Genomic DNA, 16624 nt, shown 5'->3' with positions numbered 1-16624 from the left:
AATAAAAAAATGATGAAAAAAACCTTATACTCAGTTCAAGAATGAGAATTAAAAGTTATAGGACATGACATGCAACAGACGGCTACAGCATTGACAAGTTGGGTAAAAGCAATTCAAAAAGCCCTTGAAAAAGCAGGTTGTGATAGTAAAAGTTTAATTGAACAGGCTGGACTGGATATACAGGCGCTGAATGATCCGAATGCCCGCTACTCTCTGCAACAAACCGCACGTTTATGGCAACTGGCAACCGCGGCAACACAAGATTCATGTTTTGGGCTTAAAGTTGCCAATCAGGTCAATCAACATACCTTCCATGTTCTGGGACATTCTTTGGCGACCAGTACCACACTCAAAGAGATGTTTATCCGAATCATCAGATATTTTCGTTTGGTAACGGACATTCCGGAACTGGAGTTCTATGGCAAAGACCAGAATCATTACTTCATCATCCATGTTCCAGATGAAGTTCAGTACGAATCAATCGATGCTTTTATTTCCGTGTTTATCCGTTCATGCAGAGCGTTGCAAGGATCACTTTTTTCACCCTTACAGATCGAGTTAAGACGTTCTGAGCCCAGTGATCTCGAAACGTATCGCAGTATTATCAAAGCCCCTCTTATTTTCAATGCACCCCAAGATATGATTGTCTTTGATACGGCAACGATAGAACTTCCGCTGGAAGGTGCAAATCCGATCCTGTCACAGGAATATGATGAAATTATCATGCGCTATTTGGCTCGTTTCGATAAGGAAAATATTCAGGCAAGGATCAAGGTAAAAATTATTGAAAATCTCGCGGCAGGAGAAATACAGCAACAAGAGATTGCTAAAAGTCTCGGGCTGAGCACGCGTAGTCTACAACGAAAACTGTCTTTAGAAAATACCTCATACAGTGAAATTTTGGATAAGACGCGGCAGGAACTGGCAAGCTCTTATATCAAAAATAATTCTTATAGTATTACTGAGATTGCCTATATTCTCGGCTTTACAGATGTCAGCAGTTTTACACGGGCATTTCGTCGCTGGACCGATTGCTCTCCACTGCACTATCGTGAAAATCTCTCCAAAAGCTGATTTTTTCCCTCTTAAAATAAAAAAAGATACATCGATTGCGATGTATCTTTTTTTCAAAGCCTTACTTCTTATTCAATAATTCCAGCATCGAAACAGTGGTGATTTTTACCCCCATTGGCAATGCCTTTAAATCGACAACATAATTCGGACTATGCGGGAGATAAGGTACAGCTTGTCCCTTTAATTTCGCCGCAGCAAAAGTAAGTGGATTGGCAACCCCGACAAACATAAAAGTAAATGGAACATCTTTCTGCTCATCGATTAAATGATGCACATCCTCTGATCCCATAAATGCAGGGAAATCATTCACCACCTTTTTATCACCCAATAATGCTTTTAAAGGCCCATTTAGGCGGTTAGAAAGATCTTTATCATTGATCACAGGTGTTACAGAACCTCTCATTGTCAGTTCGGGGAGTAGATCTTTTTCCATGCTTTGCATCTGGGCTGCGCCATCACTCATAAGTTTGATGCTATTGAGCATATTGTCGCGGACTTTTGGATTAAACCAGCGGATATTCATTTTGACCAAAGCCGAAGACGGCACAGCGTTATTGGTCGCGCCGGCCTGAATTGAACCGACAGACAGTGCCGCTGGCTCTTGAGCACTGACCACATTGCCCATAATCGTCTGATATTGGGTAATCGCATTAGCCGCCATATTAATCGGATTCTTAATTAAATGAGGCACTGAGCTATGCCCAGCAACACCTTTAAATAAAACATCGAGCTGATCGGTTCCTGCCATACGTGGACCTGGTGCATTCAACACCATACCGACAGGAATAGGTGTGGTATGCACTGCAAAGAAATAATCAGGTTTGGGTAAATTATATTTTTTCCACAAGCCATCAGCCAACATCGCTTTCGCACCTGTGACCGGTTCTTCAGCGGGCTGGGCAACCAGAATAATGGTACCACTCCATTCATTCTTCAAAGCCGCCATGGTACGCGCCATTCCTAGCATCCATGTCACATGTGCATCATGACCACACATATGCGCAACTGGCGTTTCAGTGCCATCAGCAAGTTTAGCGCGAACCTTACTGGCATAAGGCAAGCCGGTCGCCTCTTCTATGGCTAATGCATCCATATCGGCACGATACATTACCGTTGGGCCTTTACCATTTTTTAAAACACCCACTACACCTGTTTTGGCAATACCTGTCGAAACTTCAAAACCTAAAGCTTTTAGTTCATTGGCTACAATTGCAGAGGTGCGGTTTTCCATAAATCCTAGTTCAGGATGTTCGTGAATATCCTTGTAAGTTTTGCTCAACCATTCTGTTTGACCATCAATAAGGTCTAATGCTTTTGCCGATACCGCAGGGAGACTTGCTTTTGCTTCATCAGCATGTACAACGCCTGCATTGACGAGCAGAAATGCGGTTACTCCGATCCAACCCAATTGATTCACAACTTTTTTCATTGTCTAAATTCCTTTCTCAATAAACTTTTTTTAATCTCATTAAAATTTATAGCCAATTTTCAGACCATAACTGATTGAATGGTTATCGCTGAAATCTGCGACGTAATAGTCACTGCCCGCCTGTGCTCCGAGCTGCCCTTTGGCATCGCCTAACCAGAAATATTTAATCCCACCAGAAATAAAATATTGAGCTGTTGGACTATATTGAGCACCTAAACCTAAGTTGTAATATCCCTTAACAGGCCCACCTGTAGAGACTTTATCTCCCGCTCCCGAATCCCATCCGACCAATACACTTCCTAACCATTGAGGTGAAAATCGCTGCCCGACCCCTAAATTTGCAGACCATTGATCATCATAAAAACGAACCAGACTAAAACCATCTGGGCGACTTGGCGTAGAAAGGACACCTACTACTTTTGAGATTTCACCAAAGCGATAAGGTTGAAAATTCAACTCACTCCAGTTCACCCAACGGACATTACCAAACAGCAAAGTCCCTGGACGTAAACCGGTCTGAAACTCAAGATTGACTGAGTCTGGGGTTTTAAACTGGGTAGTTCCTGAATCTTGGGTATGTGCCAATCCTGCAACAATCTGATTCAATGCCTCCTTTTTCTGTGGGGACATCTGACCAATAGAAATCATGTAATCTAAATGCTGGTCAACCAAATCACGGCCTTGTTGAGTTTTTAACATATCGACCAAGGGTGCATTTTCAACTGCATTCACTTTATGCTGAATTTCAGAACGATAAGTTATAGAGGCTTTGATTGCTTTTTCAGGTATCTGATAAGCGAGTCCCGCCAGCCATCCCCAATCGCCAACACTTTTGCTATGCAAATCATAGCCATTGTAAACACTAAAGATATTGCCTCTGAGCTCAACTTCACTTTTGAAGGTCTGATAAACAGGCCCTGCATAAACGTTCCAGTTTTTATTGGGTTGATAGCCCAAAATGAGACTCAGATTCTGTATATCGAAACTTGATTTGGAATTTCCTGTGGGAATATTGCCTTGGGTTGCATTTGCCAATCTAGTAGTTGTCAGTCCAGGCAACATCACCATATCTTTGCCTGTGGCAACAAAGCTATTATTTCCTGTGTATTCTGTATCTGAACCAAAAGGCTGGTCATACAGCAAGCCAAAAGAGAACTGTGGAGCTAGCTGTAACTTTAAGGCAGCTGTTGGGCGGTAATCTGTATGACCAATATCAGAAATCGCACTATTTCCTGAATTTGTACCTGCTTCCCGCCCCTTTAAAGACGTGTCCGTAACTCCAAGACTTGCTTCAAAATAATGATCAGGCTGCAAAAATGCCGCAACAGATTGTCCTGTTTTATCAAAGGCTGCCGCATATAAAGAACCTGTCCAAATAGAGCTGATTGCTATAACTAAGATTTTCTTTTGCATCGTAAATTCCCAAATCCATCCTGGACTTTTTTTATTTTCTTGAATCAATATATGTAGATATAAAGGAATTTACTTAACCCTAAACGCCAAACACTTGGCTGTGGATGCCAATAAGCTGTGCTAAATGAGAAGTAGGTTTTAAGTGAGGGAATAGAGGTGTTTAGGTGTAATAAAAGGGATCAGAACTCCACAACCTCGCTCAAATACTGTGGAGTTCCAATCCCAAGCTTCTTTTATGAAATTAAAGACGACTAGCGCAAGACATTAAAACTTAAAGCTATAGTCAATATTCAAGCGTGTTTCATTGGTGGAATGGAAAGTCATATTAGTGGGCATATCATTGCGATAATGAGAAAAGCGAGCCCGCATTCCCAAACCTTTTAACTTGCCTTCTGGAATTTTATAACCCAAATCAAATTCCATTGACTCCTCTTTAAAACGCTGATCGCCGTATTGCAACAAATCAATGTCTTCACCTTTGGCATAGCGGGTCATAAAGCGTAGCCCATTTAACGAAACATCACCTACTCGCGCATTTTTAAAGTCATATTCATAACGTATCGAATAGACTTTTTCATCTTTATTTGAATAGTCTGAGCTCATAAAATCAAGCACAACTGGACTTTCTGTTCCCGACAAAAACGGCAGACCTGTTGAGCCAAACGACTGCATGTAACCCAAAGAAACCGTATGATCTTGATAGTTTAAACCAAATAAACCACTCATATGTCGGTTATCGACCTCTCCTATTTTTTTATTTCCAGCTTCTTCACTATTAAAAAAGCGCACGTCACTTAAAAAGTTAAGCTGATCATTTAAAGGCTGTTTGCCGTTAAAGCCCAAAAATTGTTGCTGGTAAATGTCTTTCAGCTCAGCATGATAAGCCCGTAAACGGTAATCCTTTAACTGATAGCTTCCTCCTAAGGTATAAAAAGAATCGGTAGTTGCCGCTTTGTCAAAACGATGGTTGATATTGTCTGTTCCGACATCGGTAAAACGAATCGAATCACGTTGACGTACTTCATCAACATAAAAACCTTCGAGTTGAAGATTTGGAATTTCATTTGAAACAAAACGGATACCACGATAAGTCTGCGGAAATAAACGTGCTGGCGATGAGAATATAGTCGGCAATTGCGGAACCAGATCGCCCACAAAAAGCTCATTTTTTCTAAATTTCGCTTTCCCTGTAATGCCGATTTTCCCATAGTAATCGTCACGTGAGTTATCGGTATTGACTTGGAGTAAGCCACTACGCGCATAGTCATCCGCCCGATTTCCCATCAGATTAAAACCAGCCATTGCCAGCACATCAACACCGAAGCCAACTGTCCCTTCGCTATAACCAGACTGTCCTTTAAAAATTAAACCCTGCGCCCAATCTCTGGCTGCTGTGTACGGATATGGGTCTTTTTTATAGTCTCGGTCAAAGTAAAAATTACGTAGTGTCAGCTCAGCTTTACTGTCTGCAATAAACTCGGCATGCACAATTTGACTTAATAACGGGCACAAGCATACCCCCACCCACAATGGTGTCGTTTTCATTTTTTATCTCAACTATTTAATTTTTTTAAGGGTTTAAGGCGCTGTTTTAAGTGCGTAATCTGGCTCTTTCTTATTTCGGTAAAAAGCATTACTCAAACTTAAAATCAGGAAAATGGCTAAAATAAAGACCACACCGTAATAAGCATAAAGTGTTGCGGGTGCTATACCTTTATCTAGGAAAATACCTGCAACCGTTGGCGATAAAATTGCCCCAATTCGTCCAAAACCAATGGCATAGCCCACGCCACGACTACGAATTTCGGCATCATAAATTGTTGGAGAAATCGAATATAAACCTGCGACACAACCATTAATCAGTGTACCGAGTAATAACCCCACCATGAGAGCGATGCTAACTTGAGATGAGACTGCCACAAAGAGAAAAACACATGCCGAAGTAAGTCCTAAAAATAGACTTAAGGCATAGAAAATTTTCATGCGTGATGCCAATAAACCAATAATAGCCGCCCCGAAAATTCCACCAATACTAATTAAAATACCAGTACTTACGCCTTGTTCTGGCGACATCCCCATTGAAATAAGAATTTTGGGTGTCCAGCTCATGACAAAGTAAAAGCCAAACATCACTAAAAAGAAGGCGAACCAAAGACAAAGTGTTTGAAATCCAAGTTGTCCTGTAAATAATTTGCTGAGTTCACTGCCATTTTGCGTACTGATTTTTTCATAACGTGGCATAACGGGTAGTTGGTTAAGCCCCATACGATTTACCGTTATATTAATGCGTTCGAGTGCCTGTTTTGGTCGCTTCGCCAATAAATAATCTAAAGATTCAGGTAATAACCATGCGCTGATTAGCAGCATTGCAATGGTAGTAACCCCTCCTGCTAAAAAGATTGAGCGCCAACCTAAATGCTCAATCAATGCCAGTGATAGTACCCCGCCAAGTGTCGCACCAATTCCATAACCTGTAGACATTAAACTCACTGCAAGACTGCGCCAGCGAGCATTGGCATATTCACTTGCCAGTACATTACTACTTGCAAGAATACCCCCCACCCCGATTCCAGTAATAAAGCGAAGTGCTGCCAACATGCCGTGACTTTGTACAAAAGCACAGCCCAACATGCTCAGACCTGCAATTACAAGACAAACTAAGATAAGTAAACGGCGACCGATTTTATCGGCTAACGGTGCGAGAAAAATTGAACCAGCAGCCATTCCAAAAAGGCCTGAACTGAGTAACAAGCCAATTTGTGCACCTGAAAGTGACCATTCTGCTGACACGGACGGCGCAGTAAATGCCATCACCATCACATCAAAGCCATCAATAATATTGAGACAAATACAGATCAAAATGACGAACCATTGATAACGGCTCATGTTGTTTTGATTGATCTCACTTAGAACATCTCTTTCCATTTGTGTATCTCCCAATGTGGATAAGAGATACACACGACATTGCCGACAAAAGCGATTGGGTGGTTATGCATATCCGTATCCATAATGACCTAGAGGAATATTTGTTTTTTGAGCATCCTGCTCTTTTTCTATACTGAATATTTGGATCCAAAAAATCAACAATATTTTTTAAATTTAATTAAATCAAAATTAAGCAACTGAAAAAACATAATTATAATTTATTTATAATTATGGAAACAAAAAATATGGATCCATAAAGCATTACCTATTTTCCTTACCACAATTCCAAATATGAGATCCAATTCAGCCTTCAATCATACAAAAATGGATCCAAATAAAAACCAATAAAATTTTCTCCCAAAAACTCAAAAGGAATAAAAAAGTCTTTATTAGCAATAAAAATACACACTATCTTCAACTCCAAATAACAATATTTTGTAAAAAAAAGACTGCCTATCAATTGACCAATATTTTTATTTATTATAAATTGGATCCAATAAGTGATAAGGAGTCGTCACAATGTTTATTAAAAATGCTTGGTATGTTGCCTGCCGTCCAGAAGAAATCCAAGACAAACCATTAGGTCGCACCATCTGTGGTGAAAAAATTGTTTTTTATCGCGGTAAAGAAAACCAAGTTACAGCCGTTGAAGATTTTTGTCCCCATCGCGGCGCCCCACTTTCATTGGGCTATGTCGAAGATGGCAACCTTGTATGTGGTTATCATGGTTTAGTCATGGGCTGTGATGGAAAGACTGTTTCAATGCCAGCCCAACGTGTCAATGGTTTCCCTTGCAACAAAGCATATGCAGTGGTCGAAAAGTTCGGTTTTATTTGGATATGGCCGGGTGAGAAAGCCTTAGCTGATGAAGCAAAACTGCCAACTTTAGAATGGGCAGATCATCCTGAATGGAGCTATGGCGGAGGCCTGTTTCATATTCAGTGTGACTATCGCCTGATGGTCGATAACCTGATGGATTTAACCCACGAGACCTATGTGCACTCGAGCAGCATCGGACAAAAAGAGATTGATGAATCATTACCTGTCACTAAAGTTGACGGCGACCATGTGGTTACCGAACGCTACATGGAAAATGTGATCGCACCTCCATTTTGGCAAATGGCCCTTCGCGGCAATCACTTGGCAGATGATGTACCTGTTGACCGCTGGCAACGTTGTCACTTCTTTGCGCCAAGTAATGTGCATATTGAAGTGGGTGTCGCACATGCTGGGCATGGTGGTTATCAAGCGCCAAGTGACAAGAAGGTTTCTTCAATCGTGGTCGATTTTATTACGCCAGAAACTGAAACCTCACATTGGTATTTCTGGGGAATGGCACGTAACTTCCAGCCAGATAATACTGAACTCACCGATCAAATTCGTGAAGGCCAAGGCAAAATCTTTACTGAAGATTTAGAAATGCTTGAGCAACAGCAGCAAAATATTTTAAACAATCCACATCGCAAATTACTCATGCTCAACATCGATGCAGGCGGTGTACAGTCTCGTAAGGTGATTGAGCGACTGCTTGCCGAAGAAAATAAAACACCTCCTGAAACGTCCGTACAGAAGTTTCCAAACATTCGGATTATTTAAAGGAGCATGAACATGGACGTTATTATTCAAAAAATTCACCAGCTCACCCCGACTATTCGTGCATTTGAATTGGTTGCAGCAAATGGTACGGAGCTGCCGAGTTTTGGAGCAGGTGCGCATATTGATGTGCATCTGAAAAACGGTCTCACCCGCCAATATTCACTTTCAAACTGCTGCACTGAAAAGCACCGTTATGTGATTGGCGTTTTACATGATGCCAATTCACGCGGTGGCTCACGCTGCATCCACACTGAATACCGCGAAGGCGACCATTTAAAAATTGGTGAACCGCGTAATTTATTTGAAATTCATTCTCAAACAAAACAGGCGGTTTTATTTGCGGGTGGTATTGGTATTACCCCTATTTTGTCGATGGCGTATCGGCTTAAGTCGGCCAATCTTCCTTTCGAATTGCATTACTTTGTTCGTAGCCATGAAATGATTGCCTTCTATGGCAACTTAACCGAGCACTTTGGTGACCGAGTCCATTTTCATATTCAAGATCAGCCAGATACCGAATGTAATATGGCAGAGGTTTTAGGTCAGAATTCACCAGATAGACACTTATATGTGTGCGGTCCAACAGGATTTATGCAGTTTGTCATGAGCTCAGCCGAACAGGCTGGCTGGCACAATGAACAGTTACATCAAGAACATTTTGTCGCGCAAAAAGTAGATACGACTAACGATGAAGCTTTTACTATTGAAGTGAAAGGTACGGGCCGTCGAATTGAAGTATTACCAGAGCAGACTGCTACTGAGGCATTAATTGCAAATGGTTTTGATATTCCTGTTTCATGTGAACAAGGCATTTGTGGCACCTGTATTACTCGCGTTGTAGAAGGTACACCTGATCATCGGGATCTATTTATGACCGATGAGGAACATGCTTTGAACGACCAATTTACGCCCTGCTGTTCTCGTGCAAAAACTAAAAATCTTGTGATTGAGCTTTAATTTTCAAGTTCCTTTATTCAAACATAAAGGAACTTATTTCATCTTAAGCGCTGAGAACATTTCTGAGCGTTTCACCCAAAATCACTACACTACTGTGCTCACGCATTAAGGTTTCAGCACGCCCTGCCTGACGATGTACCAACGCATCAAAAATCGAACAATGCTGCAAATGTGCATAGTGCAAACGGCGATATTCAGACAAAGCTTGATTCTGGTCATAGGTAATGGCTTGAGCAGAAGCCATTGGTAGCTGATTGTTTTTTGCTAAAGCTTGTATGAGTGCGACGTTTTGCGCACCCTCAATAATGGTGTCATGAAAAATGACGTTAAAATGATGATAACATTCTAATTCAGCATCACCAAACTCGTCTGTTTCATTAAAAAGTTTTTCAGTTTCTTGAATGCAATGTTGCAACGTCTTTTTTTGTTCTTCATTTAAGCCTTGTTCTGCCAAAGTTTTCGCAGCTAATCCTTCCAACACACCACGCACTTCAAGCGCATCATGAACAAGTTGTTCTGAAATTTCACGAACCGTGTAACCACGAGTCGGGTTTTTAATGAGGAGGCCTTCTTGCTCGAGCAAGCGAAAGGCAATACGAACAGGCTGCCTTGAAACACCAAGTAACTCGGCAGTCGGAATTTCGGCAATTCTGGCACCGCCTTCAAGTTCCCCTGAAATAATCATTTTTCTTAGTTTAAGTAAAACTTGTTGTCCTGAAGACATTCGCTGCCACACATCACCAAAAACGTCACTTCGATGCTAGCAAGTTCATTTGTAAAATGAAATAAATTTTCTGTGTGAATCAGTGCTTAAGCATTTTTATTAAGTTTAAAAATTAATTTACAACTGACATTCGTTCAAAGATTTTTAAGATTATTCACCATAATCTCGAGGTTATTACGAATTAAATAAGCCAAATTGATATCAATACCCTCCAGCATTTTTTCCTCAACTTTTGAAACCACTTCGTTGCATTTATTGAGCTTATCAATACCGCTTTCGGTCAGCGTAATTAAAATACGGCGACCATGTGTTGGGTCAGGTTTTTTCTCAATCCAGCCATTCACCAGTAAATCTTGCAAAATTTTGTTGGCCGATTGCGGCTTTATGAAAGATCGCTCAGCAAGCTTGGCATTGGATAAATTACTTTTTGAAGCTAAAACAGAAAGTGCAGTAAATTGCGGCAAGGTAATCTCAAGCTCTTTTAAATGTTCTGTTAAATGTTTACTAATAATTCGATCAACACGAGCAATCATGTAACTTAACTTTGGCTCATCTTCTACTTTTTTTTGAACTAAATTCGAACGTACCATAACCTTTCAATCATCATAAGAAAATCTGTAATGAAAGTATGAGGTTCTAACCCCATACTTTCGTTAAAACTTAGCGAGCACCTGAGCTTTGTACTAAATGTACAGGCTGTTTAGGTTTTTTGACAAGAAGTAATGCAGAGATCGCTGCAATTAAAATCACTGGAATGCTTGAACCAATCACGATGGTCGAGCTTTGTCCAAGCGAGAGTAAAAAACCAGCCATTAAAGGCCCTGCAAAAGAACCAATACGGCCAATTGCAACTGCCGCACCTACTCCAGTTCCACGCATTTCGGTTGGATAATACATGGCAGCCAGACCATACAACGCCGATTGTCCACCCACAATAAATAAGCCGCAACCCACTGCCGAAAGTGCCAGTAAAGCCACTGTTGGAGAAATTGCTAAACAACAAAGCGAAAATAAAATGCCGAGATAAATCAGTTTAATCACAAAGCTCATGCGTAATTTATCCAGCAATACCCCCATAAGAATCGAACCTAAAATTCCGCCAACGTTGTAGCCCATCTGTACATAGTTTGCCTGAAGTTTCGATAAGCCTTGCGCGCCCATCAGTAACGGCAACCAATTCAACAAGAAATACAGTACAACGAGCGTACAGAAAAAACTGACCCAAAGCTGAATCGTCGACATCCGACGTTCTTTCGCAAATAAAACTTCCAAAAATGGCGTGGTTTTTTGCGCTTGACCTTTACGTTGTAGGTAATCATTTGACTCAGGCAAAAAGCGCATAATCAGTGGAATGAGTAAAATAGGCGCAATTCCACCAATATAGAAAATATGACGCCACTCTGCATCGCCAGCCAACGACATGGCAACAACAGAGGTGAGTAATCCACCGAAAGGAATACCGCTGTACATAATACTTACCGCGGTCCCTTTATATTTATCGGGTACAGCTTCAGATGCCAGTGTAATCATCATCGGAAGTGCTCCACCCATTCCTAAACCAGTACAAAAACGAATGAGTAACAGCAAACTAAAGTTAGCAGCATAAGCCGTTAGCAAAGACATAATTCCAAAAAGTAAAATACTAAAAATCAGAATTTTCTTACGCCCGACAATATCGGCAAATCTGCCACCTAATATCGCACCTGGTAGTGTTCCTAAAATTGCAGCACTAAATGCCCACGCCATCTGGCCATTGTCTAACATAAACTCAGCCCGCATTCGTGGGGCGGCCACCCCCATTGACTGAAGATCAAAACCTTCAAAAATTGCTATTGCAAAGCATAATAGCAACGTGATTTTTGCCCTTGCAGACTGTCCTAATATCTTTTCCATTGTGTTATCCCTTATTGACTAGTCGTTCCATTTAGCCCTTTGTGTATTATTGTTTAAACACATCAAAAATATCAGTTAAACTTACTAAAAAATCAACATATTTTTATATCAAATCATCAGTAAAATTAATTAGTATTTAAAATACAATGAATTATAAAATATTTATGAAATTCTATAAAAAAGACTTGAATGTAAGTTTAACTGATATTAAATTAAATCCCAGAACCGCAAAAAATCATTCAAGGAGTATGAAGATGAGTTATGAAAACCGCTGGGAAACAGTAGATGTTAAAGTTGAAGATGGAATTGCATGGGTAACACTAAACCGCCCAGAAAAGAAAAATGCCATGAGCCCGACACTCAATCGTGAAATGATTGATGTGCTTGAAGCCATAGAACTTGATCAAGATGCACGTGTACTTGTGTTGACAGGTGCAGGTGATTCTTGGACAGCAGGTATGGACTTAAAGGAATATTTCCGTGAAGTCGATACTCAACCAGAAATTTATCAAGAACGTATTCGCCGCGACTCATGCCGTTGGCAGTGGCAACTTCTTCGCATGTATTCAAAACCAACCATTGCAATGGTCAATGGCTGGTGTTTTGGAGGTGGTTTTTCACCTTTAGTGGCTTGTGACCTCGCAATTGCAGCAGATGAAGCAACTTTCGGTTTATCTGAAATTAACTGGGGGATCCCACCGGGTAACCTTGTAAGCAAAGCAATGGCAGACACTGTTGGTCACCGTGCCTCTTTGTACTACATCATGACGGGTAAAACCTTTAGTGGTAAAGAAGCTGAAACCATGGGGCTTGTGAATAAAAGCGTACCGCTTGAACAGCTAAAAGCTGAAGTGACCGAGCTTGCAAACTGTCTACTTGAGAAAAACCCTGTGGTTCTTCGTACCGCTAAAAATGGCTTTAAGCGTTGCCGTGAACTCACTTGGGACCAAAACGAAGACTACTTATATGCCAAACTTGATCAATGTATCCACCGCGATACAGAAAATGGTCGCCAAGAAGGTTTGAAACAATTTTTAGATGAAAAATCAATTAAACCGGGTTTACAGAGCTATAAACGTACTGGTTAACTTTTGATTCTCTAATGGCAATGTAAGGACACAACCCATGCAAAATGTACAGTTACTTATTCACGGTCAAGCTGTTGATGCATCAAATCAGGCAACGTTTGAGCGTATTAGCCCCATTGATGGATCAGTGGCAACGAAAGCCGCTGCTGCAACATTGGAAGATGTTGACCGTGCAATAGACTCGGCACAACAAGCTTTTAAAATATGGTCGAAACTCTCGCCTACCGAACGTCGCTTACGTTTGTTAAAAGCAGCCGATTTAATGGACCAAAAGACCGAGCAATTCATTGAAACTGGAATGCAAGAAACAGGTTCAACTGCGACATGGTATGGGTTTAACGTTCACCTTGCTGCCAACATGTTACGTGAAGCCGCAGCTATGACCACACAAATTGACGGAAGTCTGATTCCGTCAGATGTGCCGGGTAATCTTGCGATGGGTGTACGAGTTCCTTGCGGTGTGATTGTAGGAATTGCACCTTGGAATGCACCTGTCATCTTGGCAACGCGTGCGCTTGCCATGCCTTTGGCTTGTGGCAACACCGTTGTGTTAAAAGCATCTGAAGCTTGCCCAGCAACACATCGTCTCATTGGTGAAGTATTATATGAAGCCGGTCTTGGCGAAGGTGTGGTAAATGTGATTACGCATGCCGCCGAAGATGCACCACAAATCGTGGAGCGCCTAGTGTCTCATCCAGCCGTCAAACGCATTAATTTTACGGGTTCAACCAAAGTCGGAAAAATTATTGCCGAGACTGCTGCAAAATATTTAAAACCAGTTTTGCTTGAACTTGGTGGCAAAGCCCCTGTTGTGGTTTTAAATGAAGCTGATATTCATGAAGCCGTAAATGCAGTCGCTTTTGGAGCGTTCTTTAATCAGGGGCAAATTTGTATGTCGACCGAACGTGTTTTGGTTCAAGACAATATTGCCGACCAATTTATTGAAAAACTGATTGAAAAAACCCGCTCTATTCAAGCAGGTAATCCAACCTCAAAAAACAATGTCCTCGGTGTTTTAGAAAGTCGCCGTGCTGCAAACCGTATTCAGCATTTGCTGGAAGATGCTCAAAACAAAGGTGCTGACTTACCTTTAGGCATCCATATTGAAGACACCACCATGCAACCAACGCTGGTGCTCAATATTAAACCTGACATGCTGCTTTACCGCGAAGAATCATTTGGGCCTGTATGCACAGTTCAACGTTTTTCAAGCATTGAAGAAGGTGTAGCACTGGCGAATGACAGCGAGTTCGGCCTTTCTTCGGCAGTGTTTAGTCAAAATATTTCGCAAGCACTGGAAGTGGCTCAACAAATTGATTCGGGTATTTGTCATATTAACGGCGCAACCGTACATGACGAAGCTCAAATGCCATTTGGCGGAACCAAATCGAGTGGTTACGGACGTTTTGGTAGTAAAGTCTCTGTTGCCGAATTTACCGAACTACGCTGGATTACCATTCAGACCCAATCACGTCATTACCCGATTTAGTCGGGTCAATGCGGACAATACATTAAATAAAAATTGCATGATGCAAAAAAGATAAAGCGCAGTGATGCGCTTCCCCATGGAGTGAAAGAAATGCAAATGAATGCCACTCAATCACAAGACCGCGAACGGTTCGTAAAATTAGGGCAACACCATATTCATTATCACCATAAAGATGACACGCTCTATATCAGCCCAAAAGAGCAATTAAAACCGTATCCACAAAAATTGACAGATCGGTTAATTCATTTTGCACAAACCAAACCAGACCATATTTTTGCAGCAAAACGCAATGCTCAAGGCGAATGGGTCAAACTGAGTTATGCAGAAGTTTTACAACGTGCATGGCACATTGCTCAGGCTTTACATGAACGTAAGTTAAGCCAAGAAAGACCTCTGGTCATTTTAAGTGGTAATGATCTCGAACATTTAACACTCTCTATGGCTGCCATGCTGGCGGGTGTGCCTTTCTCGGCTATTTCCCCTGCCTACTCTCTGATTTCTCAAGACTTTGGCAAACTCAAACATGTGTTTGAAGTGCTTACACCTGGTATGGTCTATGCCAGCGATGGACAAGCTTTTGCCAAAGCGATTCAGGCATGTACTACATCCGACATTGAAGTAGTGACCAATAAAGGAATAGTAGGTGATCAGATCTGCACATCTTTTCAATCACTGTTAGATACGCCTGTTTCAAATGTTCAAGAGTTTTATCAAAGCCTTGATGAAAACCAGATTGCCAAATTCTTATTTACGTCAGGTTCAACCAAATTACCTAAAGCTGTACCGACCACGCATTTAATGTTGTGTGTTAATCAGCAAATGCTATTACAGACTTTCCCTGAGTTTGAAGAAACGCCACCTGTCCTACTGGACTGGCTGTCTTGGCACCACACATTTGGCGGCAGTCACAATATCGGTATCGCACTCTATAACGGCGGTACGATTTACATTGATGATGGCAAACCCGTTGCAGGAAAATTTGACGAAACCATTCGTAACCTCAAGGAAATTTCTCCGACCGTTTATTTAAATGTGCCAAAAGGTTGGGAAGAACTCACCGAAGCCTTAGAAAAAGATGAAGAATTAAGAGACAGCTTTTTTGCAAAAGTTAAAATTTTATTCTTTGCAGGTGCGGCGCTTTCAGAAGCGGGCTGGAACAGACTCGATAAAATTGCTCAGCAACATTGCGGAGAAAAAATTCGCATCATGAGCGGATTGGGCATGACTGAAACTGCTCCCTCTTGTGCATTCACGACTGGCCCACGCGTGATGGCAGGCTTTATTGGCTACCCTGCACCGGGCTGTGAAATTAAGTTAGTGCCATGTGGTGACAAACTAGAGTTTTGTGTGCGTGGCAAACATGTCATGAAAGGCTATTGGCGCTTAAAGGCAGACCAGCAAAGCACTGTGTTTGACGATGAAGGCTTTTTCCATACGGGTGATGCTGTTCATTTAGTCGATATCAATGATCCGACTAAAGGTCTCATGTATGACGGACGAATTGCTGAAGACTTTAAACTCAATACGGGTACTTTTGTAAATGTCGGCACATTACGCAACAAAGTACTCATTCAAGGTAATTTACTGGTTCAAGATGTTTGCATTACAGGTTCAAACCTAAATGCGGTTGGTTTTCTGATTTTTCCAAAACTAGACGCGTGTGCTCAACAAGCTGGTCTTAAGCTGAGCGAACATTCTCCAGCAGAGATACTACAGCATCCTAAAGTTCAGCAATGGTTCCGCCAATTTTTAACGACCTTTAATAAAGATGCGACTGGTAGCTCAAATACAGTCTCAATGCTTTATTTAATGACCGAGCCACCTCAACTCGATGCAGGCGAAGTGACCGATAAAGGCAACCTCAATCAAAGTAATATTACCAAGCGTCGTGCCGCTTTCATTGATGAACTTTATCAAAAACAGACTGATAACCCGCTGATTATTCGCGTACCCACCTTAAAGCAATAAGCAATTGAAATAAAAAAGGAAGCTCAAACTTCGGTTTGAGCCTTAGCCCCACTTTTGCCTAAAAAAGG

General features: G+C 41.4%; 13 protein-coding genes. 6 read left to right on the top strand and 7 right to left on the bottom strand.

Translation table 11 applies throughout. The features are described from left to right. Positions 1-69 precede the first annotated feature (69 nt). Positions 70-1074, top strand: coding sequence for an AraC family transcriptional regulator (locus IEV36_RS09860; RefSeq protein ID WP_005258670.1), 1005 nt, complete (start codon positions 70-72; stop codon positions 1072-1074). 61 nt (positions 1075-1135) lie between these two features. Here IEV36_RS09860 and IEV36_RS09855 read toward each other — a convergent pair whose 3' ends face one another. The 4 genes from IEV36_RS09855 to IEV36_RS09840 form a co-directional block, all read right to left on the bottom strand. After that, positions 1136-2503 carry an amidohydrolase gene (locus IEV36_RS09855; RefSeq protein ID WP_005258672.1) on the bottom strand — a complete coding sequence of 456 codons (1368 nt, stop codon included), beginning with the start codon at positions 2501-2503 and terminating at the stop codon, positions 1136-1138. A 39-nt stretch (positions 2504-2542) separates the two neighbouring features. Next, complete coding sequence (locus IEV36_RS09850) at positions 2543-3916, bottom strand: outer membrane protein transport protein (protein WP_005258673.1); 1374 nt, start codon at positions 3914-3916, stop codon at positions 2543-2545. A gap of 264 nt (positions 3917-4180) precedes the next feature. Continuing rightward, entirely contained in the window at positions 4181-5461 is a 1281-nt protein-coding gene (locus IEV36_RS09845; protein ID WP_005258674.1) for an OprD family outer membrane porin, read from the bottom strand. A 33-nt stretch (positions 5462-5494) separates the two neighbouring features. Continuing rightward, positions 5495-6841 (bottom strand): MFS transporter, encoded by a 1347-nt coding sequence (locus IEV36_RS09840; protein ID WP_005258677.1) that lies wholly within the window; start codon positions 6839-6841, stop codon positions 5495-5497. A gap of 519 nt (positions 6842-7360) precedes the next feature. Between IEV36_RS09840 and IEV36_RS09835 the strand changes: the two genes are divergently transcribed. Together IEV36_RS09835 and IEV36_RS09830 are read left to right on the top strand one after the other, a co-directional pair. Further along, positions 7361-8437, top strand: coding sequence for an aromatic ring-hydroxylating dioxygenase subunit alpha (locus IEV36_RS09835; protein WP_005258678.1), 1077 nt, complete (start codon positions 7361-7363; stop codon positions 8435-8437). A gap of 12 nt (positions 8438-8449) precedes the next feature. Then, positions 8450-9394 (top strand): PDR/VanB family oxidoreductase, encoded by a 945-nt coding sequence (locus tag IEV36_RS09830; RefSeq protein WP_005258679.1) that lies wholly within the window; start codon positions 8450-8452, stop codon positions 9392-9394. A 43-nt stretch (positions 9395-9437) separates the two neighbouring features. Here the strand turns inward: IEV36_RS09830 and IEV36_RS09825 are convergent, their stop codons facing one another. From IEV36_RS09825 to mhpT, 3 genes are all read right to left on the bottom strand, one after another. Further along, positions 9438-10130: a GntR family transcriptional regulator gene (locus IEV36_RS09825; protein WP_155757691.1), complete on the bottom strand. Its 693-nt coding sequence runs from the start codon at positions 10128-10130 to the stop codon at positions 9438-9440. Between the two features lie 122 nt (positions 10131-10252). Then, complete coding sequence (locus IEV36_RS09820; protein ID WP_005258681.1) at positions 10253-10708, bottom strand: MarR family winged helix-turn-helix transcriptional regulator; 456 nt, start codon at positions 10706-10708, stop codon at positions 10253-10255. 70 nt (positions 10709-10778) lie between these two features. Beyond that, positions 10779-12011, bottom strand: coding sequence for a 3-(3-hydroxy-phenyl)propionate transporter MhpT (mhpT, locus tag IEV36_RS09815; protein ID WP_005258683.1), 1233 nt, complete (start codon positions 12009-12011; stop codon positions 10779-10781). A 248-nt stretch (positions 12012-12259) separates the two neighbouring features. Between mhpT and IEV36_RS09810 the strand changes: the two genes are divergently transcribed. The 3 genes from IEV36_RS09810 to IEV36_RS09800 all read left to right on the top strand — a co-directional run bounded on the left by IEV36_RS09810 (position 12260) and on the right by IEV36_RS09800 (position 16556). After that, entirely contained in the window at positions 12260-13099 is an 840-nt protein-coding gene (locus tag IEV36_RS09810) for a p-hydroxycinnamoyl CoA hydratase/lyase (RefSeq protein ID WP_171067703.1), read from the top strand. A 37-nt stretch (positions 13100-13136) separates the two neighbouring features. After that, a complete protein-coding gene (locus tag IEV36_RS09805; protein WP_005258684.1) occupies positions 13137-14588 on the top strand; it encodes an aldehyde dehydrogenase in 1452 nt (483 codons plus the stop codon). Positions 14589-14669: 81 nt separating this feature from the next. Next, a complete protein-coding gene (locus tag IEV36_RS09800) occupies positions 14670-16556 on the top strand; it encodes a feruloyl-CoA synthase (protein ID WP_171067991.1) in 1887 nt (628 codons plus the stop codon). Positions 16557-16624: the final 68 nt, after the last annotated feature.

Origin of the sequence: Acinetobacter vivianii, from assembly GCF_014635885.1 — a bacterium.
GTDB lineage: Bacteria > Pseudomonadota > Gammaproteobacteria > Pseudomonadales > Moraxellaceae > Acinetobacter > Acinetobacter vivianii.
This window is presented reverse-complemented; position numbering and strand designations above follow the sequence as displayed.